Below are 25,021 nucleotides of genomic sequence, written 5' to 3' on the forward strand. Positions count from 1 at the left end.
ATTATTCGCCTAAAATACCGTGAAGGATGTTGGCGTGAACCATTTTCAAATCGGTTACATGGCCAAAGTTTTCTTCATCAACAGTTAAGCCGCCGTTAGTTACGGTACCTAACAGGGTAAATTCAACTTCGCTGGTAGCCATTACCTCAACAAAACGCTCCTGCTCTTCAGGGGCAACGCTCACTACTACACGGCTTTGTGCTTCGCCAAATAAGAAAGCGTCTTTACGGATGCTATCATCAGAAGAGATCTCGAAACCTAAGCCGTTTGGCATGGCCGACTCTAACAGGGCGATGTATAAACCACCATCAGCAACGTCATGGGCCGATTCAACTACTTTGTGTTTGATCAGCTCTTTAACAATTTGCTGTACATCGTACTCTGCATCGATATCGAAATGCGGTGCAGGTGCTTTGGTTATTTTATGCCATGAAGCCAGGTATTGTGATGAAGCGATGTCATTAACCGATTCGCCGATCAGGTAGATCTGGTCGCCCGGCTGTTTAAAGTCGGCAGTCATGATGTTATCAACGTTATCCATTACGCCCAGCATACCAATGGTTGGCGTAGGGAATACCGAACCACCATCGGCAGATTGGTTGTAGAAACTTACGTTACCACCGGTTACCGGGGTATCGAATTTGCGGCAGGCATCGCCCATACCTTTAATGGCGCTTACAAACTGCCAGTAAACCTCGGGGATGTAAGGGTTACCAAAGTTTAAGCAGTTGGTGATGGCAACAGGCTCGCCACCGGCGCAGGTAATGTTACGTGCAGCTTCGGCAACGGCAATTGCGGTACCTTTGTAAGGGTCGGCGTAAACGTAGCGCGAGTTACAATCGGTAGTTAAAACGATGGCTTTGTCGGTGTCTTTAACGGCAACAACAGCGGCGTCGCAGCTGCGGTTGGCAGTCATGGTTTGTACACCTACCATGCTATCGTACTGATCGGTTACCCAACGTTTTGAAGCGATATTTGGGTGACTTACCAGATGCTCGGCAACCTCAACAAGATTTGCAGGCTCGGCAACGTCATCAATATTGAATTTCTGATTTTCGGCAAAGTAAGCAGGCTCGCGGTATTCGCGTTGGTAAACCGGGGCACCACCGCCTAAAACAAGGTCGTCGGCAGGTACATCGGCAACTTTTTCGCCGTGCATAAAGTACTCTAAGCGCTGGGTATCGGTAACTTCACCAATGATGGCGCAGTTCAGGTCCCATTTGTCAAAAATAGCCTCAACCTCTTTTTCGCGACCTTTGTGTACCACAATCAGCATCCGCTCCTGTGATTCAGAAAGCAGGATCTCGTAAGGTTTCATGTTATCCTGGCGGGTTGGCACTTTATCCAGGTCGATCCGCATACCGTGCTCGCCTTTGGCGCTCATTTCTGAGTTTGAGCAGATGATACCGGCAGCGCCCATATCCTGCATACCCACAACGGCGCCTGTTTTAATAACCTCGAGGGTGGCTTCCAGTAACAGTTTTTCCTGGAAAGGGTCGCCCACCTGCACGGCAGGAAGGTCGTTTACCGAATCTTCGGTGATATCTTTTGAAGCGAAGGCGGCACCGTGGATCCCGTCTTTACCTGTAGCCGAACCAACGATATATACCGGGTTGCCCACACCATATGACGTAGCCGAAACGGTTTCGCCGGCCTTAACAATACCGGCCGACATAGCGTTAACCAGCGGGTTAACATTATAGCAATCGTCAAAATATAGTTCGCCGCCTACGGTTGGGATACCGAAAGCGTTACCATAATGGCTGATACCTTTAACCACGCCTTTAACCAACCATTTGGTTTTGTCGAGGGTTAAATCGCCAAAACGCAATGAGTTAAGCTGCGCGATAGGCCTTGCGCCCATGGTAAATATATCGCGGTTAATACCGCCCACACCTGTGGCAGCACCCTGGTAAGGCTCAAGGGCCGAAGGGTGGTTGTGCGATTCGATCTTGAAGGCACAGCCAATGCCGTCGCCAAGGTCAACCAGACCGGCGTTTTCTTCACCAGCTTTGGCCAGCATACGCGGACTATCCTTTGGCAAAGTTTTAAGCCATGTAATTGAATTTTTGTATGAGCAGTGCTCGCTCCACATTACCGAAAAAATAGAAAGCTCGGTAAAATTGGGCACTCGCCCTAATATCTCATTTATACGTGCAAATTCTTCGGGTAAAAGGCCCAGATCTTTGGCGGTTTCAACGGTGGTTAATTCCTGGTGCTCCAATGTAATATTGTTTTATTTGAAAGGATGCGCAAAAGTATGAAAAAAGGCGGAAAGGTTAAAGTTAAAGGTGAAAGGTTTGATTTGCTTGTGGTGGGGCTGTTTGAGGGGCGAAAACAAGGAGGTTAGGGGATTTATTTAGAGGGCATATCAAGAACGTTTTTAAATTTTGCTTCGTCCATTTTGTATTTTATAACCAATGGAATAGGAGTGCATAAAATTAAAGCCAGTAACGTCCAGATAAATCTTCTCCCTGTAAAAAGCAGGCGACGTTTTACAATGGCTATTATTAGCGCTTGTAATAAGCACAGTATCCATGCAATGGTTGTTATTTGATCCCAAAACGGATTATCTTCCAACGGCAGGTAATTAGTTGTTAGGTTAACTATAAATATAGAGCCTATGTTGGTTATTAAACCGATCAGAAACAAATAAATTAATAAGGTTCGGCCGTTATTCATGTTGGGTATAAATTTAACAATTTAGTCTTAAATAAGTCGTTATAATATTAAACCTCTATCTGCTCCTCGTTGCCATCGCCAAAGTTTTCGTGAAAATCAATAATCCTATTTAACACACGCACCGCGGTTTCCAGGTCTTGTTCGCCTACCAGGTTTTTGTACATATTGCCGAGGTTAAAAACATCCTGGTTGGCTTCAAGCATAAATTGTTTACCGGCGGTGGTTAGTTTAAGGGTTTCGCTTCGTTTATCGGTGCTGTTGGCTTCGCTCGTGATCATGCCGTGCTCTTCCAGCTCGTGAATGGTACGGCTCATGTTTTGTTTGGATACCATGGATAGGCGGGACAACTCGGTTATGCTGATGCCATCAACCATGATATTACATAGTACGGGCATGTACGAGATTTTCATTTGCCCCCAGTAAGGTTTGATATTGTTGTGCGCCCAGGCATCAAGGTGTTTGCGGAGGATGAATATTAATCGCTGCCAGTTTTTATCCTGCAGGCCTTCAAATGCTTTTAGTTGTTTGTTAGTGATCGCCTCGTTCATGAGGGCGAAATTATTGATTTAGTAATCAATGATTACCATTTTAGTGTAAAATGAAAATGGATTATTATTATCTAAAATCTATTTAATTGGTGGCGTTCCCCGTGGGCCGCGCTATCCGCTAATACGCCTGCAGGCCTTAAGTGCATTGGCCGGTATCCGCTACTATCGCTAACGCAAGAAATTTAATGAATATTACTTCTAAAAGATTTAGACATAACCTAATAGATTTAGGATATAAAAAGTCCTTTCATCAACACACCATGCCGTATTTTCTATTTAAAAATCTTTCACACAATTTCAACAGTTTTGAAGTGAACTACAAAACTGTTGTACCTTTCAACTAATGTCATTGCATTACTGGTTAAATGAGTCCTTAAAGCTTCAATAAAGATTATTTGGTTACGTTCTAATCGTAACCAATTTACTACGTTATCTCCTTGCGAACAAACCCTAATGATCTCAATAGTTACATTATAACATAAATCCCTAAAAGCAGCTTTCAAATTTTCGCGATAATTATTTTTATTGTCGTAATACGCGTTTGTGTCAAATGATAAATTATTAACATCCTGTGCGTAGGAATCAAACATATCACGTATCTCAAAGTAACAAGTTACATTGTAAAATAAACACGCATTTGCTATCTCTAAATCTCTCTTCAGTTTATCTACCTGAATAGTTTTATTTCGGTCAAATTCATTTTTTGATGGCGTTTGACTTATACGATTGACAAAGTCCTTATAAAAAGTTTTGAGGAAATTTTTTGTGTCATTATGTAGTTTGTAAATAAAAAGCAACTCGTTAATTTGATCGGGCGATTTTTTATATAAAATGCCACGCTCTATACTGAATATCTTATCATAAGTGGGATTTAAAACATACTCTTCCTTGTTTTCATTTTCAAATATTGCCAGCTTCTTATCTTTAGCATTGAATGGTTCTGAATAAAAGCCGCATAATGCAAGTTGAGCTAAGACCTCATTGGTAATTTTTTGATGTGGGTATAATTTGGGAAAAGACGGAGAACTTTCACCTTTTTTAATATAAACGAATACGTTCGGATAGCCCCCAACATTAAGTAAACGTTCTTGCAATTGAATTTGCTCTTTTCTTATTGATACCAAATCTCTGGTCGATAGCGGAGTTTGTGTATTGTTAAATATTTTAATCCTGTCGCTTATTTTTTCATGGTTTTTCAACTTGCTGTTTATCTCATAAACCTTTGTAAGTACAAAAACCTTTTTGAGTTTTTCAATTTTCTCTGTATCTTGATTTATTTCCGCGTTACGCAAATACTCCCCTAATGTGCTTGTTGTTTGCGCGCCATTAATGATGGAAAAATTTTCAATCATTATGTTTTCTGTATTATCTCCCTTCTCGGTATTAAAATGACTCGATATAATAGTTATTCCGTTGTTGTAAAAAAGAAATAATTCAGGCTCATTATCAATTGTTTCAAACATCTTTTCAAACGTCTTGGAAGCCTTATTGAGAGATTCACGTAAGTTAAGTCCGTATAATATATTACGTCCTAATAATGTATTTGAATATTTGTTATTAAGTACTGCAAGATCATACCCGTTAAAATTACAAAGTAGCGATTGAGGTAAATCATTATTTGCGTGTTGATAGTCGTCCTTAATAAAATTGTTTACTATAAAATTATTAGCATTATCTATTCTAAAGCTGTATTTGGGAACACTCATTTGCCGACTTCCCTTTTCTAATATGGTAAGCTCTTCAAATGTTACGATTCGTTGGTTGCTTTTTTGGCGCCTAATAAAATTATTTGATCCAGCGTGTATTACGTAGTAAGTACAAAATGCTTTGTATTGCTTTGAAAAATCAGTTTTTGCTATAACTTCTCGAAGATTCTTTCTAACATCAGAAGGCCTTTTTAAATAAGTACTGATTGTATTTTCCATGAGCAAGAACGCCGCTTCTATCTCAGATGGCATTAAATTTTGATTCTTTACTTGGACGATATGATAATGCTGTTCATCTACATCTATTTCTTCATAAAATATATCAATTGAATCATCTGGTGGCGCAACCAACGACTTTATAAGTATTTCGAGATTTCCAATTTCTTCTCGTCTGAATTTTTTTACTTGATGATAATTGTTAAATAAAATTTCAAAAGCTAAAATAGTATATGCATCATTTCTATGATTACTCCGAACTATAGAATTATTAGATGGAAAATGTTGAAAATCATTGTAAATTTCTGTTGCGCGTAAGTCGAAATCCATGTGACAGGCTTATTGATTGTGCAGTAAATATATACAATCTATTTCAACAAATCCAATGCTCAACATATAGTTAAATAACTAAGGGCCAACAACATTTAGCTATCATAACAAGCATACTCGACTCTTTCGGTATTAAAATACTGCGAAAAAGCTTTTTTCCTATCGAGACATTTATTTGTCAAAACAATAAGTTTTGATAACAGAGAATCAATTTTATATTTAGATACAAACTTCGATCATAATGACCAACAAAGACATGCTGAAATTAGTTGAGATAGCAGATATAAAGTTAAAAGAGGTTAAAACCATGACCAAAAAGCGAGCTATCTTATCGCTTAACAAATCCGGTATCCTAACCAAAAAGGCAAGTTTACCAAAGCTTACTCTGAACTTGAAGAATTAGTTAATCGTTAGCAATAATATGAAAATCGCCAAAACAAAAAAGCCCCCACTGCCGGAAGCGTCCTCGCTTATTGCTCTCGTTTAAGTAACCGTTAGATATCGCTTAGCTTAGCACGATGGCTACAAGCGAATACTCTTGCGGCAGCAAAAGATGACCTACTCCTCTTACTTTACACCCTTTTCCAACTTAGCATTCTGCCCGGCCAAAATCTTCCAAACCCCATCACGCTTCACCAGCACAATCATCCGCCTAAACTCAAATGTTTCACCGGGATAGCGGGTATCGCCATCCAAGCCTGTGCGTACATGTGATATGGCGAGATTGGGGTAGGGATAAGTAATATCTTCAACCGAGCGGGTGTAATAATGGGTTGCTTTAAAATAGGTGGTGTGCACCTGCTTGTAGTGAAACTCGATATCATCCCGCCCTTTGTAATAAGCGCCAAACCAATTTACCCAGGTAGCATCGGTGGTATAGTTATCGGCAAGGCCTTTTGGGTCGTGGCGGTTCCAGGCGTCTTCGTAGTTTTTGATAACCTGCCTAATCGCAGTATTTTCTTTGGCGGTGTCTGGCTGCTGGCTGTAGGCTTTCAAACCCAACAAACAGCAGATGAAAACTGCTATAAACTTGTAACTGATTTTCATAGGTTGTTAATTTAAAAACAAGGCAACTTTCTACTTAAAAAGCTTTTAAAATATCAATTGGAGGGCCTACGCGTTCAAAGCCGTGCTGTTTTCTAAACTCGTCCTGCTCGGCTTCGGGTTTGCCTTTCATTTGGCCTTCACTTATTGCTATAAAACACTCTTCCATTTTACCGGCCGGCTGAAAAGTAGTGAGCATCCTGCCAACACCTTCTCCTATTTTGGAAAACGCGTGCGGCACACCCCGCGGCCCAAACACACTATCGCCTTGCTTAACCCGGTGCATTTTATTGCCTACTTTAATCACAAACTCACCTTCCAGAATGTACCACCATTCGTCCTGTTCGGGATGAACGTGCAAATTTGGCCCGCCTTTTTTCACACGCGACGATTCGTACACGTACAAATCGCCATCAGTATCTTTGGTGGATACCTTGGTGTAAAAAGTATCGCCATCAAAAAGATTGATCGGTTTTTGAAAACGATCCGCACCGGCATCGATCTTAAAACCCAATTTTTCCCGGAGCTTTGTATAACTTTTGGCTATGCCGCCGACTGGCCGGGCTAAAACAACTCCGCCTACAGCTAACAGCTTTAGAAATTTGTCGCGCTTCATAATATGATTAAACTATGTTTGATTGATGAATGACTTTCAAGACTTTAGATAAGGTTTGATATTACTTTTTAAATATAAAATAAAAACATAAACCTCTCATTAATAAAGTTAAAGAATATTTCATTTAACTGATCGGGCTCTTGACCAATTTTGAAATAGTATGGTTATGCTCACCCGCCGAAGGTCATATCAACGGCAAATCGGCTCAAAAAAAAAGCGCCATTAAATGACGCTTTCCCAATATCTAAAGTCAAATAAAATCAACTCCCCACCTTAGCCAACAAGGTAGTCGGTAATGCCTTTTTATTAATCACCACCGATATGGTATTAATAGCAAAATAAGGCACACTCACATACAAATACCCACCCAGCGGACTGGCACCTGTACCCCATGAATTTTTAACTATGAAGTACTCGTTGCCTTTGGCATCTTTAACCATGCCGGTTATCTGCATCAGGTGGTCGTCTTGCGTAACCTGCCTGTCAAACAAGTCCTGGCGAATGTCGGCGGTTGGTGTTTTTTCGGTGAAAGTTTCAAAATCTTTGGTTTCGTCGTCTTTGGTTACCCATTTGGCCAGGCCTTTTCCCATCCTGAAACCGTTGTTGCTCACGTCGGCATCCCAGGCTACGGTATAGCCCTGCATAACGGCAGTTTTAACGCTGGCAATAAACTGATCGAGCGGCAGGTTATAAAACATGTTGCTGTTATAGTTATCAGGTATTTCGATGGCGAAGGTAGTGCCGTACGGATGGTGTTTAAACGAAGTTAAACCCACGTAGCCCGAAAGTTTAAGCGGCACATATTGCGCAGCATAACTTTTGGCTGTATAGGTTTTGCCGTTGTAGCTAAATGATTCGGGCGGAGCGCCAAGGTAGCTGTTCAATATGGCTTTGTAATCGGTTTTCCAGTTGGCGGGGATGGTATCCGGATTGGTTTTCAATAAATTATCCAGGTAAGTTTTTAGCTTGGTTTCCATCTGGCCATCATGGTTCAGTACGGTGTCCCTGCCTACACCGGGGTAAATTTCCTGCGGCATAGCGCCGAAATTATCGGTCGAAAACATGACGTCCTGCTGTATGCCACCTTCGGTAAACCGGGTATTGCCGCGGCGACGAATGTATTTTTCGGCTTTATCGATGTATAAATTATATACGGTATAAACTTCCGACAGATCGGGAGCTGCTTCTTTTTTGGCTATCATCTCGCTTTCAACCAACGATGTAGTGGCAAAGCACCAGCAGGTGCCCGAGTTGCCCTGATTTTTAACCGAAGTTGCCTGGTTGTTTTTAATTACGGTAAACTCGGGCCTGGCAGTTTCCAGTTTAACTTTAATGGTAGGCTCCTGTGCAAATGCGGTGAACGTAATTGCCGAAAGTGCCAGTAAGGAAGTTATATGTTTCATGTATTTTTTGGAGTGAAAACTAAATGTATTAAACAATCCGAAAAATAATGAAATTAAATTAGTTAATGATATGTTAAAATTACCGGAATAGAAGCCTCACCTAAATCCTCTCCGGGGGAGAGGACTTTAAATGCAAGATGCTCCCTCTCCTTTGGAGAGGGCTGGGGTGAGGCTACATATTCCTGAATTCCACCGGCGTTTTCCCGGTTTTCTGTTTAAACAGCTTGTTAAAATACTGCGGATACTCAAAACCCAAACGGTAGGCTATCTCCCCTACTGATTGATTGGTGTTGAGCAATATGTTCTTTGCTTCCTCTATCAAATAAAAATGGATCTGCTCCTGGGTATTTTTCCCGGTTTCCTTTTTTAGCAAATCGCTCAGGTATCCCGGCGAGAGGTACACCTGTTCGGCCAGGTATTTTACGGTTGGCAGGCCGCGCTCGGCAATATCATCCCGTTTAAAATAATCGCCCAATAGTTTACCTATCTGTGCCACCACCGTATTGTTAGATTGTTTGCGGGTGATAAACTGCCTGCCGTAAAAACGAGCGCAATAATTTAGCAACATTTCTATCCCCGAAACAATAATACCCTGGCTGTACACGTCGATATTTTCCTGCAGCTCCGCTTCTATTTTTTGCACGGCATTATACAAAACCTGCTTTTCCTTTTCTGATATATGGAGCGCTTCCGACATCTCGTACGAGAAAAAACTATATTCGCTCATCTTATCGTGCAAAAAAGTAGCGCGGATCAGGTCGGGGTGAAAAAACAGGCCCCAGCCGCTCATCTCTGCCGGTGCTTCGGTATCGCTGTCCATTTCAATAATCTGGTTGGGCGCCATACATATTAAACTGCCATTGGTAAAATCAACCAGTTTACGGCCATACCGCACATTGTTACGGTTATAATTTTTCAATATCAGCGAATAAAAATCGGCCGATAACCTTGTCACCCCGTTAATCTCTTCCTGCACCTGGCTAAAATCAACAATAGCAATCAGCGGGTGCCGTACAGATTGGTCAAGCCTGAAAAACTTCAACAAATCAGGAATGGTTTGCAGATGAATGAATGTACTCATGATATACAAATATAAATGTGAGGCAGCTGTCTGAACTGACTCGTCCTAAAAAAGGTTGACAGTGATTTTATAAAAATAAAGATAATTATTGTTTGTTTGTCGTGTTAGGATGTGGGTAACGCGTAGCGTTATCCACATCCTAACACGTTTTTCTTTTTTTGCTTCTTTTTTTCTTTTTAAAAACGGGCGTTTGTTGTTGATAACTACCCGGCTGTCTCCTCCCTTTTTGCAGGTTTACTCTTATAATTGTTCCTCCAGAGGCGTTTGAGTTTAAACTTTCTGGTATGTACCAGTGCAGGTGTTAACATCGATATGCTGCTATGAGGGCGTAAGTAATTATAAATATTGACTGCCTGTGTCACAGCAGTTCTTGCATCTTCAATATCTATGAACGATGGCTTTAGTAGTTCCATTTTCAGGATCCCGTTTACCCGCTCAGCAATCGCATTGTCTCTTGGATCCCCGCTTTGGGTCATGCTAATATCTATGTTGTTCTCCTGTAGTGTTTTTATATAATCGTGGCAACAATATTGCGTTCCCCGATCTGAGTGATGGATCAATTCTTCTTTATTCTGACGCCCCTCAATAGCCATTTTCAATGCTAATATGCTGCCTTCGGCTGTAAGGTTCCCGCTAACATGAAAACCAACGATCTTACGGCTATAGGCATCCGTTACAAGGCTCAGATAAGCAAATTCACTGCTGAGTTCAAGGTAAGTGATATCACTTACCCATAACTGTTCTGAGCGCGTAGGGACCATGTTTTTGATCAGGTCGGGATATTTCTTCATCCAGTGATTGGAATCAGTAGTTTGTGGTTTACCACGCCGCTTTTTGTTCAACAAGCCATACTTGCCCAGCATCCTGAAAAAGTGATCTCTACCCATTTTTAATTTATGGGCCTTGATAAAAGGGGTCATAAGGAAGAATAGTTTACGGCCTCCGATACGGGGCTGTAAATCCCTGTAGCCGATAACCTGCTGAACCAACAATTCCTCCTTGATGGGGTCCCGCTCTTCCAATAAACGTCGCTTATAATAGGCTTGGCGCGAATACCCAGACAGTGAACATAACAGGGATAAGCTACAACCCTGGCTTTGTTCTACTTTCATGACTGCCTGGGGCCAGCTTTTTTTCTGATATCGGTGCCATACTGCTCATCCGATATATCAATCATTGCTTCCAGTAGATGGATCTTCAATTGGGCTTTACGTAACTCTTCCTGTAAGGCCTTGATGTCCTCTGGCATGCCCTCCCGTTCTTTTGCCACTTGAAGGGATGCTGCCCTTTGCGCTATTTTATTGTTCTTTTTCTTTTCTTCCACAACCCATCTTGATACGCTCGCGTTTCCGAATCCGTATTTCTGCCCTAATTTAGCTGATGTTGTGCCGCCCGCCAAATATTCTTCTATGGCAAGCGCTTTTCTTAATGTATAATCCATTGCTGACTACTTTTGTGTCAACCTATAGCAGGACAAGTCAAACCCAAATTTGGGGGAATTGTTGGAATTTATCGAATTTGCTCAGCATTCTGTTAATTCCCTAATTCTGTAAATTCTGATTCAGACAAAAATCAGCAAAACCATCTGTAAACTGCCAACTGATTGCATTTGCTTACAACCCAAACTGCGCTTTCATCCCGCCAATAAACGTTTCGTCATCAGCCAGTTTACGGTTAGCAATAATTTCACGGGCATCTTCGCCGGCGGTATACCTCAGGCGGTTGGTACCATCGGTGGCAGCCTCGTATATTACATCAGCAACTACACTTGCCGGCGATGCATTGGCAACCATTGCAGGTAATACAGTCATCACTTTATTCACCAGCTCCTGGTACTCGGTAAGGCTTTCATCGTTATTGAAATCAAACGATCGACCTGCAAAATCGGTAGCTATGGCACCCGGTTCAACAATTTTTACTTTGCCGCCAAACTGCTCCACTTCAAAACCTAACGATTCAGTAATACCCTCCACCGCGAATTTGGTACCATGATACAGTGTTCCCATCGGGAAGGTCATTTTACCACCTATAGATGAAATATTAATAATCACGCCGCTTTTATTAGCACGGAAATGCGGCAGCAGGGCCAGTGTAACGTCTAACAGTCCAATCACATTGGTATTAAACTGGCGCACAATATTTTCCCGCGGAAAAGCCTCCAGCGGCCCGTAAGCGCCATAACCCGCGTTATTTACCAACACATCTATTTTGCCAAATTTTTCAATACCGGCACTCACCGCCTGTTTAATCGAATCCAGATCCAACACGTCCAACCGGGTTACCAGCACATTATCCAACGCGGTTAATTCGGTTTCGTTTTCAGGTTTGCGCATGGTGGCTATCACATTCCAACCTTTAGCCTGAAATAATTGTGCGGTTGCTTTACCTATGCCGCTGCTTGCTCCTGTTATTAAAATGGTATTTTTCATTGTGTTTTTTCTTTATCTTTTTGTTGATGTAAAGGTGGCAACAATAGCAGGTTGGCAGTTAATACGAATTGAGGGAGTTTGTATACTTTTTGCGGATAGGAACTTAATTGATAGGGTTTAAGAATAATGCAGAATTTGCATTCCTACCTTATTGACCGAAACTTAACAAAAGCGTAACCTTCGTCCCAAAAAAGGTTAAACTTTACTCACCAGCACGTAGCTTATTGTTTTTTCTTATTCAGTTTTCGCTTTTCACTCAAAGTCATGCTTTTACCGCTCGCAACATCGAAATATTTTATGGTAAAAGTTTTTGCGTCAACTTCATACCATTCATAGGTACGCAGTTGAAATCCGAGATCTTCGCTTATTGATACCTGGTAATAATTGTTCTCTTTAGTAGGTGTACTTTGAATAAGCGCCTTTAACAACCGGGGGTTTTTATGTAACCTTCTGAATTTATTTTCCCTTTGTACTTCCGGTAATGAATTAATCAAACGCAACACTTTTAGCTCGGTTGCATTCGTTGCGGCTCCGTATTCCTGTCCATAAATTGGGACCGCGATAAAAAATAAAATAAACACTGTAAAACATAAAATCCTCATAAAATCACCTCAATTAAAGATAACTGATTTTTAACATACCAATTGTACTAAATTTACCCCATGACCACCATTACCCTAAAACGCACAACCAGCACCGATCCCAATTTCAAAACCCTAACCGCTGAACTTGATGCCGACTTACGCCTCCGCAATGGCGAAGTGATGGATCTTTACGATCAGCACAACATAATTGAACAGATAGATACCGTGATAGTGGCGTACATCAACAATGTACCTGCCGGGTGCGGATGTTTTAAATACTACGATAACCATACTGTAGAAATTAAACGCATGTACGTACGCCCCGAAGCGAGGGGCAACCAGGTTAGCCGGCGGGTGCTCAATGAACTTGAGGCCTGGGCGCGTGAACTTGGTTTTAGAGCCACGGTGTTGGAAACTGCCGGTAAGCAGGTAGAGGCACAAAGCCTGTATCATAAATCCGGCTATGAGCGTGTACCTAATTATGGGCCTTATGCTAATCTGCCTGATAGCCTTTGCTACCGTAAACAATTATAAAAAAGCCCCGCTTACGCGGGGCTCTCTACACACAATCAGCAACCTAAAACACACATCATTAAAAACACTACCAATTATTATCTTACTCTTCGGTTGCTAACTGAAAGGTTATCGGGATGCTGTATCTAACCCGCACGTTCTGGCCGTTTTGTACGCCTGGTTTCCATGCTTTGGCCAGTTTTAATACACGGGTAGCTTCCTCATCAAAACCATAACCGGCCGGGCGGTCAACCTTAATGTTAGATAGCGAGCCGTCTTTTTCTATAATAAAACTCATTAATACTTTACCAGATACCCCGTTTTCCTGGGCTACCGACGGAAAGCGCAGGTTTTTTTGTAAAAATTTGGCCCATGCCGCTGCACCGCCAACCGGCTCGGGCATTACTTCAAGCCCGCCTAAAGTATGCACTTCGTTATTATCAACAGGGGCCGCACCTGTTCCCCCCGGTGTTCCCTCTTCGGGTTTTACTACATTACCCGTTCCTTCGGCTCCCTTTACATTTTCAGATCCGATGGCTACATTTTTTAGTTCTTCCGTTGTAGGCGGGTCTGTGGGCGGGTCATTTGGTACTACCCTTAAATTGGTGAAGGCCTTAGTTTCTACCGGTGCCTCAATTTTCTGCGGTTGTTTGGCCTGCGCCGGCGGATCTGGTTGCTTAGGCTTTGCTTCCACAGGCGGCTTAGGGATATCAATAGGGGGCGTAAGCTTCACTTCGTGAAAATCGTATACGGGTTTCGGCTTAGCCCTGAAAATAATTGTCGAGGCCGATAACAAGGCCACTGCCGCAAAGGCAATCCCCATAGCTTTGGTCATGGTGCTGCTGTAAGTTTTCCTTAACTCATACGCGCCGTAATTTTTGTTGCGATGGTCAAATACAAGATCGAGCCACTCGCTCTTGTACAAATCAAATTTGGTGATAAGCATATTTTCGGAATTAAATTTTATTTATAACGATTATTCTTTTATTATATTTTGCAAAAAGTAAAAATTATTACAAATAATTCCGGCGCACATTTTCATCAAATTTTCATCTTTTGTAAAAAACGATCTTCTGATTAAAATTCTTTTAAAAAATCTTCCAAAAGGACATATAAATCCACTAAAACCATAAAATCGTCAATAAAAAACCACTTTGTAAATACTTTTAATAAGTAAAACAGTAAAAAATTAAAATTTTTTAAAAAAATCTTACAATTATTTATTGTTTTTATTACTTTTAGATATGGTAAACAGGCTTTATAAACTTATCGCCTTATTTTTAATGCTCTTTTCCGGATATTCAGCATCCGGGCGTGGAGGATTATACCATTATTATCAAAAAAATCAAAAAAACGCCTCTGTTTCTACCGAAACACCGCACAATAAGCCCTTTAGTTTAGCATTTACGCTCAATAATCCGCCCGCACCGGTTATTAATGTACGCCAACACCGGGGTGCGCACTCCATTCAGCATTTTGCTGCCTTTGCATATAACTACACCCTGAGGGTTAAGTATCTTGATTTTATTTGCGGCGAAGGCTCCGGGCAACTGTCGCGCTTCCGCAAACTCATCCTTTTTCCGTTTCATGATTTTTGGTAGGATTAAAAAACAAATCAACCCTTATGCCCTGATTAAGCATTTGGGATTTATTGTTTTTTAAAAAATTTAGTTTTAATACTACCCGGTATTTTGATTGGTACCGGGTGGTATTATTCAACCTTAATTTATCCTCCCTTAAACCCCAAACATGAAAAGATTCATACCCTTTGGCATACTTTTAATTGTAATAGTATTAGCCCTTATAGATCCTTCAGTTACCCTTACCAACGTTAAAGACAGCAAAATTGACTCGGGCGATACTGCCTGGCTTTTAGTAAGTACCGCCCTTGTATTGATCATGACTCCCGGCCTCGCATTTTTTTACGGCGGTATGGTTAGCAAGAAAAACGTATTATCAACCATGCTGCAAAGCTTTGTTTGTATGGGCGTAATTACCGTTTTATGGGTAATATTCGGCTTTAGCCTTGCCTTTGGCGATGACAGACTTGGCGGCTTCATCGGCGATCCATCTACCTTCTTCATGATGAAAGGCACTTTAGGCACCGCAGTATGGCCAGCAGCCCAAACCATCCCGCTGGTGTTGTTTGCCATGTTCCAGTTAAAATTTGCGGTTATCACGCCGGCCCTCATCACAGGTGCTTTTGCTGAGCGGATTCGCTTTAACTCGTATGTTATTTTCCTTTGCCTGTTTATGGTATTTATATATGCACCGCTCGCACACGCTACCTGGCACCCAAATGGCTTCCTGTTTGGTAAAGGCGTACTTGACTTTGCCGGCGGTACCGTTGTACACATGAGCGCAGGCTGGGCAGCCCTTGCATCGGCCATCTACTTAAAAGGCCGTAACGAAACCGCGCACGCCCCGGCCCGTATCAGCTATGTATTATTAGGTACAGGCTTACTTTGGTTCGGCTGGTTTGGCTTCAATGCCGGTTCGGCCTTAGGCTCAGGCACTTTAGCAGCCACTGCTTTAGCTACCACAACCACTGCATCGGCAGCCGCTGCCATGGCCTGGATGTTTTTTGATATTCTTCGCGGTAAAAAACCCGGCGTATTGGGTGCCTGTATCGGCGCCGTTGTAGGTTTGGTGGCTATCACCCCTGCTGCAGGTTTCGTAACTATCCCTCACTCATTAATTATCGGTATAGTAGCCGCTGTAGTAAGTAACCTGGTAGTGATCTGGAGAACAAAAACCAGCATCGACGACACCCTCGACGTATTCCCTTGCCACGGTGTAGGCGGCATGGTAGGCATGTTACTAACCGGTGTATTTGCTCACCAAAACGTAAACGGCGGCAACACAACCGGCAATGGTTTATTTTATGGCGAAACCCATTTATTTATTGTTCACTTAATTACATTAATAGGCGTATCAGCATTCGCTTTCTTCGGTTCATTTATTTTATTAAAAGTTACCGATATGATCAGCAAACTGCGTGTTACTCCCGAAGAAGAACTTGCCGGCCTGGATATCAGCCAGCACGACGAAGAACTATAATCCCGACCTTTGCTTTCCTCAACAAACCTAATTGACAAATAAAATATCAAGAGGCTGTATCATAAATGATCAGCCTCTTTTTATTTTTAACCGTTGATTCTTTTGATTACGTTGATTCCGCTGATTTTTATTTTTGGGGATTACAGCGATTGGAGGTTGATTACACCGATTTTGACCGCTGATTAGAATGATTACGCTGATTCCGCTGATTTTTATTTTTCGGGATTACACCGATTTTTTTGAGATGATTTTGGTGATTCTTTTAATTTCACAGATCTTTTTAAAGAGAATTTCATTTCTTTCTGAACGTTAATTGGAGAGAATTAACTAATCAGCAAAATGCAAAGCAAATTCTACAAATTCTTTAATTCGATAAATTCCGGTTCAGAAAAAATTCGAAATCGAAAATCCGACTTCCGAAATACAATAACACACCCTACCACTCCTTAGTAGATACCCTTTTCACTTTCTTAACATCATGATGCTCCACTGTAGAGGCTTTCAGCATATAAGTTTTTAACTTATCTCCTACCTGTTTGCTGCTTGCAAGTACCTGGTTTAAACAGGCGTTAAAATCAGCTTTTGATAATTTTTCGGAAGCTTTTTCAAGCGCGACATCCTTACCGTGCACAATTTCAGAATTACCGTAACGGTTACGCTGATAGGGCTGGTATACAAAATCGGTAAGCCAGTAGCGGTATTTATTGTCCCGTACCTCTATTTTAATAGAATAAGCAAGCTCACCGCCTTCGCTATTCCCTCCAAAAAAGTTCTTTTTGTTAATCACAAAAACACCTGCCCCATTTAACGCATTGCCGCCTTTATCAGCCTTGACCAGTCTAAGCTCTTTTTTGGTATAAGCTTTGGTTAAAAAAGACAAAGCCCTGTCATAGAGCGTATCAGCTACCGCACCGGGCTGATCGGCAGTTTTATAATAAATGTATTTGTTATTTTCATCAAGCGCCAGCGAATCTTTCTGCGCCAGGGCATTTATCGAAAAAAGAAGACCAACAAAAGCAAACAGTATTTTTTTCATATAACAAATATAAAAAAGCCGCCCCGGTTTTAATCGGAACGGCTTGTGATAAAATAAGATCGGTCGTTAAATTTTTTATTAGAAAGCGTAAACAGCAGCTACAACAAACTGACCGGCTGATTTTGACGGGTTACCAGAGTGATTCAGGAACGACTCAGATGAGCCATGATCTAACCTGATCTCGGGCATAAAAGTAAGCGGACCAGATTTGATAGCAGCAGTAAAGGTTACAGCAGTAACGTTTTCGCCCGGAGGAGGGCCAAAAGTTTGCAAAGCGCCTTTTTTAGTTTTAAAGTACTCACCCCTTAAACCTAAAGTAACCACTTTTGATACGGCTAACTGAGGATATAAAGCCACACCGCTAAAGCCACCACCATCATCTGGTGCTGAATAAGTGGCACCGTTTAAGCCTAATTTAAAGGCATCGGTAATTTGATAAGCAGTAGTTAAGTCAACTTCGGTACCTGATGTTTTGCCAGTAGCAAGATTGATGTAGGCAGTCCATCCTTTTACTGGCGATACAAATAACTGCGAACCAAAAGTGTTAACTTTTTTAGCTGAAGTATAATAGTTCCAGGTATCGTTAAAAATACCGGCCATTAAGCTCACTTTATCACTGAAAGCATAAGTTAACTTAACACCCGGGTTTTGGAACGGACCATTGGTGAACAAATACGAGGTTGAGTAGTTGAAGTTACCTGTAGGGCTGATAACCTCATAACCGATAAAGGTAGCCATATAACCACCGGTGATGTTTAATTTATCGGTCAGATCGTACGATACATATAAATTCTGAATGTGGAATGAATCGCCATCCGGGCCGTTAGGGATTGACTGGCTTTGACCACGCGGACCAAATGAAAGCTCACCTACAAAAGCAGCTTTACCTACTTTTTTCTTCAAACCCAAATCGATCATACCAATTGATACCGAATTATGGTCGCTTGCAAAGCTGGTAGGGATTTGTGAGCCTTTGTCAGAAAAATCATATTTGTAGTAGGTATCTACCGAACCGTAGATAACCAAAGGAGCATCGGGCGTGGTTTTAACCGTGTCCTGGGCCTTCACCGTAAAGGCCGCAATTGAAAAAAATGAGAAGAGTAGAAATACTTTTTTCATGATAACGATTTAATTGTGAATTGATAAACTATTTGTTAATTGTTGTTTTTTTGGCTTTTTATATTGTTATTAATTGATTATCAACACCTTTCAATTATCGGGATCATTTATGTGTCGGCATAAAAAATCCCTGTACGGTTGGCAACGGGCAACGTCCATCAAAAACTACCACTCACCACCAACCGCACAAGGCATCAAATATTTTTGTTAAGCTGTTAAGCTTATACTATTAAGCTTCAGAGGCAACTTTAGCACCTTTGTCAAAAAGGCCGCTTAAGCTGATCTCGTCATCCTGAACAGGGTAAACTTCAATACCGTGATCAAACACGTCGATACCACCGGCACCGGTTTCGCCATGCTCTTCGATACGTAATTTCCATGGATGACCTAATTTGTTAATCACGTACATCATCACGAAAGAGATCACGAAAGTTGCAAGTGTAATAGTTAAGCTACCGATAAGCTGAGCTTTCAATACACCAAAACCACCACCGTAAAATAAGCCTGTTACAGGAGCAGAGTTATCAGCACCATAAGCGCCTGTAGCACCATACTGACCAGAAGCAAACAGACCTAATGAAATAGTACCCCAGATACCGTTAAAGCCGTGTACCGATACAGCACCAACCGGATCGTCAATACGGAACCACTCGATTAAATAAACACCACCGAAGATGATGAAACCAGAGATGGCGCCTAACATGATAGCACCGAAAGGACTAACCCAATAGCAAGGACAGGTAATAGCAACCAAACCGGCAAGGAAACCATTAATGGTGAAGGCCAAATCGAACTTGCCTTTTGTTGGACCAAACCACAAAGCGGCAAGCATAGCGGTGAAACCACCGGCACAGGCAGCTAAAGTAGTATTAGCAGCAACACGGCCGATACCCTGCATATCCATTGCAGACAATGTTGAACCAGGGTTAAAACCGTACCAACCAAACCAAAGTATAAAACCACCTACAGCAGCAACCAATAAGTTATGTCCTGGAGGCAAACCGCCTTTTTCTTTATCATCGCGGGCGAAGATCCTACCTAAACGTGGGCCTAACACCATCGCACCAGCCAATGAAGCAACACCACCAATAGTGTGTACTACGGTAGAGCCTGCAAAATCGCGGAAAGGCTGAGCACTGATTGACTGGAATAAACCAGAACTTCCCATGTTAGCAAGGAAACCATCCGGACCCCATGCCCAGTGACCGATAATAGGATAAATAAAGCCTGTAATACCGATACTGTAAAGGATATCACCGCGGAAGCTGGTACGACCGATCATAGCACCCGATACGATAGTTGAGCAGGTATCAGCAAAAGCGTATTGGAAAATCCAGTGTGCCAATACAGGAATACCTGTGCTCATGTATGTTGCAGGAGTGTTTTGAAGAAAGAACCAGGTTTTACCATCACCACCGCCCCAGCCAATAAAGCCGTTGCCTTTACCAAACATAAAGGCATAACCCACTGCGTAGAAAAGTAAACCACACAAACAAGTATCAAAAATACATTCCATAAGCACGTTCACAGTTTCGCGTTTGCGTGCAAAACCAGCTTCGAGCATTACGAAACCTGCCTGCATACCAAATACCAAAAAGGCTGCAACCAGTGTCCAAACAGTGTTAACAGTATCCATCATCGTTGTTTCGTGGGCAGTATATGTTTCGGCAGCGTGAGCTTTTGTGCCGAACATACCAGGTATAACCATCATTGCTGCAAATACCAGCAACAGGCCAATCATTTTTCCTGTAAAAATGGTTGCACCCAGCGCCCATTTCTCACGTGTCAGCTGTCGGACTGAACTTAGGAAGTTGTGTTTTGTAGAACCTACTTTCATCGTTTAATTTAGTTTGATTGTTTTTTAAAAATTAATTAGTTTGATTGTTGTATTTAAATTTAGTTTGATTGCTATTCAGGCTTTACAAAAACACCTTTTCTCTCTAATCACTCATTTTACCGTTCAATTATTTACATTTTTTTATAAAAAGCTCAATAATTGGAGTGTTTTTGTAAATTATTTTCTGAAATTATGTAGTATTTTTAACAATAACAAATTATTAATGATAAATTAATGGTAAAAAATCAAAAAATTACGAAAATTGCAAAAAAACACACATTAAAGTGTCATTTTTTGAATATTTGAAAATGATATTTCTAACTAAATTTCATTTTACTTATTAAAAAATTTAAAAAACATCAATTTTTAACAACTAAATTCAGTTTTAACTGGATTTTAAGATAAAAAACCCGAAAATACATTCAAAAAACAGGCATTTTATCGTTTTAAGTAAAACTTTAACACCAATTAATGATTTTAGCACAATAATTCATCCTTTTTTGCGCCATTAGGCGGTATGTTATATTTAACTTAATTTTGCCCCGTATTTTAAAGGATAGTTATAATTTTGACCACTAACCTTTATTTAAACCTCATTAAAATATGTCCAACATCAGATTTAAAGCATTACAGGATGTACTTTCGCGAACTATTCCCGAAATAAAACCACCTTCACCAAAAATTTCTGATTATTTCGGCTCCAATGTTTTCGATAAAAAGAAAATGAAGGAATATTTATCATCAGAAGCTTACCAGGGAATAGTAAACTCGATAGAAAAGGGCGAACCAATCCCCCGCGACCTGGCAGAGCAGATTGCTTCGGCCATGAAAGCATGGGCTTTAGGTAAAGGAGCTACACATTATACACACTGGTTTCAACCATTAACAGGCACCACCGCCGAAAAGCACGATGCTTTTTTTGAACCAACTGCCGATGGCGGTGCTATCGAGCGTTTTTCGGGCGATGCATTAGCCCAACAAGAGCCGGACGCATCGAGCTTCCCGAGCGGCGGCATCCGTAATACTTTTGAAGCGCGCGGTTACACCGCATGGGATCCTTCGTCTCCGGCTTTTTTAATGGCCCGTACCTTATGCATCCCTACCGTATTTGTATCATACACCGGCGAGGCTTTAGATTATAAGGTACCTTTATTAAAAGCCTTAAACGTATTAGATAAAGCTGCCGTTGATGTTTGCCACTACTTTGATAAAGGCGTTGAAAAAGTAAATGCATCCTTAGGTATCGAACAGGAATACTTTTTGGTTGATCTGGCCTTATTTAATGCCCGTCCGGATTTATATTTAACAGGCCGCACGCTGTTCGGTCACATGTCGGCCAAAAACCAGCAGCTGGAAGATCATTATTTTGGTTCGATACCTGAACGTGTGTATGCCTACATGCAGGATATGGAGGCCGAGGCTTTACAATTAGGCATCCCGCTTAAAACCCGCCATAACGAGGTTGCACCATCGCAATTTGAGTGCGCGCCTATATATGAAGAGATTAACCTGGCTATCGACCATAACCAACTACTGATGGATTTGATGGATCGTGTAGCCAAGCGCCATAACTTTAAAGTTTTGCTTCATGAAAAGCCTTATGCAGGTTTAAATGGTTCTGGCAAGCACAATAACTGGTCGCTTATTACCAACACAGGCAAAAACCTGTTATCGCCGGGTAAAACACCCAAAAACAACCTCATGTTCCTTACCTTTTTTGTGAATACCATAAAAGCGGTTTATGAACATGCAGATTTGTTGAGGGCATCTATCGCCTCGGTAAATAATGATCACCGTTTGGGTGCCAACGAAGCTCCACCGGCTATCATCTCGATATTTTTGGGCAGCCAGCTGAGTGATGTTCTGGACGAGATCGAAACCTCACGCATCAGCAAAAAAATTAAAGAGGAAAACATGCTATGGCAGGGCATCCCGAAAATCCCACAAATTTTGCCTGATAATACCGATCGTAACCGCACCTCGCCTTTTGCCTTTACCGGTAATAAGTTCGAGTTGCGCGCCGTAGGCTCATCAGCCAACTCGGCCAGCCCAATGACTATTTTGAACCTGATTGTGGCCGATCAGCTTAAAAAATTCAAATACGATGTAGATAAACTGATGAAAAAAGGTGAGAAAAAAGATCTTGCCTTACTAATGGTGATTAAAAAATACATCAAAGAATCAAAAAGCATCCGCTTTGAAGGCAATGGCTATAGCGAAGAGTGGGAAAAAGAAGCGGCCCTGCGCGGTTTATCAAACATTAAAACTACCCCTAAAGCACTTGATGCTTTAATTAATGATAAAGCAGAGCATCTGTTTGCCGAAAGCGGCGTTTTCAGCGTACGCGAAGCACACGCCCGCCACGAAATTCTGCTGGATTCTTTCTACAAAAAACTGCAAATTGAAGCCCGTGTTATCGGCGAACTGGTAATGAACGTAATTATCCCATCGGCCATTGCTTATCAAAGCAAGCTGATTGAAAACGTTAAAGGCTTGAAAGATCTCGGCCTGGATAAATCTACCTATGCTTCGCAACTTGATCTGATCAACCGAATCTCAGAGCATGTAAATTTCATCAAAACCAATACCGAGCAAATGATTGATGAACGCAAAAAAGCCAACGTGATTGACGATATCCGCCAGCGTGCAATTGATTATGATGAAAAGGTAAAAACTTTCTTCCAGCCCATCCGCTACCATGTTGATAAACTGGAGCAACTGGTTGATGATGGTTTATGGCCGCTGCCTAAGTTTAGGGAGTTGTTGTTTATAAAATAAGACCTTATTGATAAAGATAAAGCTGCTAATTTTTAAAGTTAGCGGCTTTTTTTGTTTTCTGTCATTGTACTCCACCACGTCATTTCGAGGTACGAAGCAATCGCACAGAAGTCGAGGGGCTATGCAAGTCCGCTCTGTACAGTTCGCGATTGCTTCGTACCTCGCAATGACGTGATGGAAGAATTGGAGAAAATCTACGCAAACAAATCACTCGCCTTATGCTGCTCAATCAACACCGACCGGTATTTGCTTAACAAGGCCGATTTAGATATAAAACCGATAAAGCGGTTATCCTTAATTACCGGCAGCTGCCAAACATCAATGGCATCAAAAGTATCCATCACACTGCTGGCCGGTTGTTCATAGTCAATCACCGTTGGCGGCTCTATCATAATATCAGTAATCAGGCTATCGGCAATCTCTTTGTTAAATAAACGGCGACGGATATCATCTATCAGCACCACTCCTTCCAGGCTGCCGTCATCCTTCAACACCGGAAAAATATTAGCATCTGTTTTGGCCAGCACTTTATAAAAGTCGGTCACCGTCATTGATTTATCAACTGCGGTATATTTTCTGTTAATAATACTATCAAGCGATATAGAGTTTAACATACCATAATCCTGCCCAGGCTGTATGTTGTTATGATGAATAAGGTGGCTCCAGTACATATTATGGGGCGATGAATAGCGCGATATGATGTAAGATATAGCCGATACGATCATGAGCGGAATAAACAACACATATCCGCCGGTAATTTCGGCTATCAAAAATATGGCGGTTAGCGGCGCATGTAATACCCCGGCCAAAGCGCCGGCCATCCCCACGGCTATAAAATTACTTGTGTTTAAATGAATAAGTCCGGTTTGATTGACACCATAAGCAACCAGCAAACCCAAAAAAGCACCGGTAAACATAGTTGGCGCAAAGGTACCCCCGTTTCCGCCGGAGCCTATGGTTATTCCGGCAGCAATAATTTTCATAAAAACCAGCGCGGCTATAAACAGTAGCATGATCAGCGGCTCGTCGAGCAGATTGCCAAACAATACTTCCTCTTTCAGTACATGGATATTGCCATTTAATATAGCGGTAAGATAATGATAACCTTCGCCAAACAACTGCGGAAATACTACAATAATCAATCCTAACAAAACCCCGCCGCTAATTGCACGCACATATCGGTTTTGCTTTTTAAAAATACCGCTTTCCAGCTTGCCCCCTACTTTAGCTATATATATGGCCATCCAGCCGCTGCACAAACCTAAAACCACGTAAAAAGGCAAAGCTGCCATAACCCAGCCCTCGGTAACCAGGTGAAATAACTGGCCCGAATACAAAGCTTTTGATACAACCACACCGGTAGCGGATGCTATTAATAAAGGTATAAATGTAGGGATGGTAATTTCGCCAATCAAAATTTCTAACGAGAAAAGCACACCGGCTATTGGGCTGTTAAATACCGCTGCAATCCCGGCCGAAGCGCCGGCAGCCAATAGAACCGTTTTTTCGTAGGGGGTTAATTTAAAAAACTTGCCAAGGTTTGAGCCTATGGCCGCCCCGGTACAAACAATAGGTGCCTCCAAGCCTGATGAACCACCAAAACCAACCGTTAACGAACTGGTGATAAGGTGCGAATACAGGTTGTTAGCCTTGATGTTTGATCGGTTTTTTTTGATATTGATGAGGATATTACCTATCCCCTTTTCAATTTTATCGCGGTTGATGATATGCTGATAGGCAACCGTGAGCAATATACCCAGCGCGGGTAAAAACACATAGGCTATGTGATAGTAAAGATGTGATGATATGTTGCGGCTCAGCTCTTCCATTAAATGCACTAAAAATTTAAGCGCGATAGCTGCTAACCCTCCTACAAAACCAACAAACACACTACAGTAAATTAAAAAATTACGTTGACTATTGCGTTTTAGCCTCCAGCGGCCAATTTTGTAAGAAAGCGTTTTTAACATCATCAGAAGTAGTTACTAAACCCGGTTGATGAAGGTTTATCAACGCGGATTGTTTTACAGATCGGGTAA

Annotated in this window: 22 protein-coding genes; 5 read left to right on the forward strand and 17 right to left on the reverse strand. The window is 41.6% G+C overall.

All coding sequences use genetic code 11. The features are described 5' to 3' along the window. Nucleotide 1: 1 nt before the first annotated feature. The 4 genes from purL to HYN43_RS15560 form a co-directional block, all read right to left on the reverse strand. Complete coding sequence (purL, locus tag HYN43_RS15545) at nucleotides 2-2,224, reverse strand: phosphoribosylformylglycinamidine synthase subunit PurL (RefSeq protein WP_119410221.1); 2,223 nt, start codon at nucleotides 2,222-2,224, stop codon at nucleotides 2-4. Between the two features lie 131 nt (nucleotides 2,225-2,355). After that, the gene (locus tag HYN43_RS15550; RefSeq protein WP_162996507.1) at nucleotides 2,356-2,580 is read right to left on the reverse strand and encodes a hypothetical protein; all 225 of its coding nucleotides are present in this window, start codon (nucleotides 2,578-2,580) and stop codon (nucleotides 2,356-2,358) included. Between the two features lie 149 nt (nucleotides 2,581-2,729). After that, nucleotides 2,730-3,230: a MarR family winged helix-turn-helix transcriptional regulator gene (locus tag HYN43_RS15555; RefSeq protein WP_119410223.1), complete on the reverse strand. Its 501-nt coding sequence runs from the start codon at nucleotides 3,228-3,230 to the stop codon at nucleotides 2,730-2,732. 287 nt (nucleotides 3,231-3,517) lie between these two features. Then, complete coding sequence (locus HYN43_RS15560; RefSeq protein ID WP_119410224.1) at nucleotides 3,518-5,482, reverse strand: AIPR family protein; 1,965 nt, start codon at nucleotides 5,480-5,482, stop codon at nucleotides 3,518-3,520. Between the two features lie 241 nt (nucleotides 5,483-5,723). Here HYN43_RS15560 and HYN43_RS30420 point away from each other — a divergent pair, with 241 nt between their 5' ends. After that, nucleotides 5,724-5,885, forward strand: a complete 162-nt coding sequence (locus HYN43_RS30420; RefSeq protein WP_162996508.1) for a hypothetical protein — start codon at nucleotides 5,724-5,726, stop codon at nucleotides 5,883-5,885. 164 nt (nucleotides 5,886-6,049) lie between these two features. Here HYN43_RS30420 and HYN43_RS15565 read toward each other — a convergent pair whose 3' ends face one another. The 8 genes from HYN43_RS15565 to HYN43_RS15600 form a co-directional block, all read right to left on the reverse strand. Next, on the reverse strand, nucleotides 6,050-6,529 hold the full coding sequence (locus tag HYN43_RS15565; RefSeq protein ID WP_119410225.1) for an SgcJ/EcaC family oxidoreductase: 480 nt from the start codon (nucleotides 6,527-6,529) through the stop codon (nucleotides 6,050-6,052). A 34-nt stretch (nucleotides 6,530-6,563) separates the two neighbouring features. After that, nucleotides 6,564-7,142 (reverse strand): cupin domain-containing protein, encoded by a 579-nt coding sequence (locus HYN43_RS15570; protein WP_119410226.1) that lies wholly within the window; start codon nucleotides 7,140-7,142, stop codon nucleotides 6,564-6,566. A gap of 260 nt (nucleotides 7,143-7,402) precedes the next feature. After that, entirely contained in the window at nucleotides 7,403-8,545 is a 1,143-nt protein-coding gene (locus HYN43_RS15575) for a C1 family peptidase (protein ID WP_119410227.1), read from the reverse strand. A gap of 172 nt (nucleotides 8,546-8,717) precedes the next feature. After that, nucleotides 8,718-9,626, reverse strand: coding sequence for a helix-turn-helix domain-containing protein (locus HYN43_RS15580; protein WP_119410228.1), 909 nt, complete (start codon nucleotides 9,624-9,626; stop codon nucleotides 8,718-8,720). Nucleotides 9,627-9,829: 203 nt separating this feature from the next. Next, nucleotides 9,830-10,738, reverse strand: a complete 909-nt coding sequence (locus tag HYN43_RS15585; RefSeq protein ID WP_119410229.1) for an IS3 family transposase — start codon at nucleotides 10,736-10,738, stop codon at nucleotides 9,830-9,832. Continuing rightward, the gene (locus HYN43_RS15590; RefSeq protein ID WP_119406542.1) at nucleotides 10,735-11,067 is read right to left on the reverse strand and encodes a hypothetical protein; all 333 of its coding nucleotides are present in this window, start codon (nucleotides 11,065-11,067) and stop codon (nucleotides 10,735-10,737) included. The genes HYN43_RS15585 and HYN43_RS15590 overlap by 4 nt, the downstream gene beginning before the upstream one ends. Before the next feature lie 172 nt (nucleotides 11,068-11,239). Further along, complete coding sequence (locus HYN43_RS15595) at nucleotides 11,240-12,055, reverse strand: SDR family oxidoreductase (RefSeq protein WP_119410230.1); 816 nt, start codon at nucleotides 12,053-12,055, stop codon at nucleotides 11,240-11,242. A 221-nt stretch (nucleotides 12,056-12,276) separates the two neighbouring features. Continuing rightward, entirely contained in the window at nucleotides 12,277-12,549 is a 273-nt protein-coding gene (locus HYN43_RS15600; protein WP_162996509.1) for a hypothetical protein, read from the reverse strand. 168 nt (nucleotides 12,550-12,717) lie between these two features. On the opposite strand from HYN43_RS15600, the gene HYN43_RS15605 reads away from it, so the two are divergent. Continuing rightward, the gene (locus tag HYN43_RS15605; protein ID WP_119410232.1) at nucleotides 12,718-13,173 is read left to right on the forward strand and encodes a GNAT family N-acetyltransferase; all 456 of its coding nucleotides are present in this window, start codon (nucleotides 12,718-12,720) and stop codon (nucleotides 13,171-13,173) included. A gap of 82 nt (nucleotides 13,174-13,255) precedes the next feature. Here HYN43_RS15605 and HYN43_RS15610 read toward each other — a convergent pair whose 3' ends face one another. Further along, nucleotides 13,256-14,098: an energy transducer TonB gene (locus HYN43_RS15610; RefSeq protein WP_119410233.1), complete on the reverse strand. Its 843-nt coding sequence runs from the start codon at nucleotides 14,096-14,098 to the stop codon at nucleotides 13,256-13,258. Between the two features lie 337 nt (nucleotides 14,099-14,435). Between HYN43_RS15610 and HYN43_RS15615 the strand changes: the two genes are divergently transcribed. Together HYN43_RS15615 and HYN43_RS15620 are read left to right on the forward strand one after the other, a co-directional pair. Further along, nucleotides 14,436-14,753, forward strand: a complete 318-nt coding sequence (locus HYN43_RS15615) for a hypothetical protein (RefSeq protein ID WP_162996510.1) — start codon at nucleotides 14,436-14,438, stop codon at nucleotides 14,751-14,753. 148 nt (nucleotides 14,754-14,901) lie between these two features. Then, nucleotides 14,902-16,212: an ammonium transporter gene (locus HYN43_RS15620; protein ID WP_119410235.1), complete on the forward strand. Its 1,311-nt coding sequence runs from the start codon at nucleotides 14,902-14,904 to the stop codon at nucleotides 16,210-16,212. Nucleotides 16,213-16,648: 436 nt separating this feature from the next. Here HYN43_RS15620 and HYN43_RS15625 read toward each other — a convergent pair whose 3' ends face one another. The 3 genes from HYN43_RS15625 to HYN43_RS15635 form a co-directional block, all read right to left on the reverse strand. Beyond that, on the reverse strand, nucleotides 16,649-17,248 hold the full coding sequence (locus HYN43_RS15625; RefSeq protein ID WP_119410236.1) for a DUF4468 domain-containing protein: 600 nt from the start codon (nucleotides 17,246-17,248) through the stop codon (nucleotides 16,649-16,651). A 78-nt stretch (nucleotides 17,249-17,326) separates the two neighbouring features. Beyond that, nucleotides 17,327-18,367 (reverse strand): outer membrane beta-barrel protein, encoded by a 1,041-nt coding sequence (locus tag HYN43_RS15630; RefSeq protein ID WP_119410237.1) that lies wholly within the window; start codon nucleotides 18,365-18,367, stop codon nucleotides 17,327-17,329. A gap of 229 nt (nucleotides 18,368-18,596) precedes the next feature. Continuing rightward, the gene (locus HYN43_RS15635; RefSeq protein ID WP_119410238.1) at nucleotides 18,597-20,204 is read right to left on the reverse strand and encodes an ammonium transporter; all 1,608 of its coding nucleotides are present in this window, start codon (nucleotides 20,202-20,204) and stop codon (nucleotides 18,597-18,599) included. Between the two features lie 603 nt (nucleotides 20,205-20,807). On the opposite strand from HYN43_RS15635, the gene HYN43_RS15640 reads away from it, so the two are divergent. Then, nucleotides 20,808-22,982, forward strand: a complete 2,175-nt coding sequence (locus HYN43_RS15640; protein ID WP_119410239.1) for a glutamine synthetase III family protein — start codon at nucleotides 20,808-20,810, stop codon at nucleotides 22,980-22,982. A 194-nt stretch (nucleotides 22,983-23,176) separates the two neighbouring features. On the opposite strand, the gene HYN43_RS15645 is transcribed toward HYN43_RS15640, so the two are convergent. Continuing rightward, entirely contained in the window at nucleotides 23,177-24,955 is a 1,779-nt protein-coding gene (locus tag HYN43_RS15645; protein ID WP_119410240.1) for a chloride channel protein, read from the reverse strand. Nucleotides 24,956-25,021: the final 66 nt, after the last annotated feature.

Source organism: Mucilaginibacter celer, assembly GCF_003576455.2.
Lineage (GTDB): Bacteria > Bacteroidota > Bacteroidia > Sphingobacteriales > Sphingobacteriaceae > Mucilaginibacter > Mucilaginibacter celer.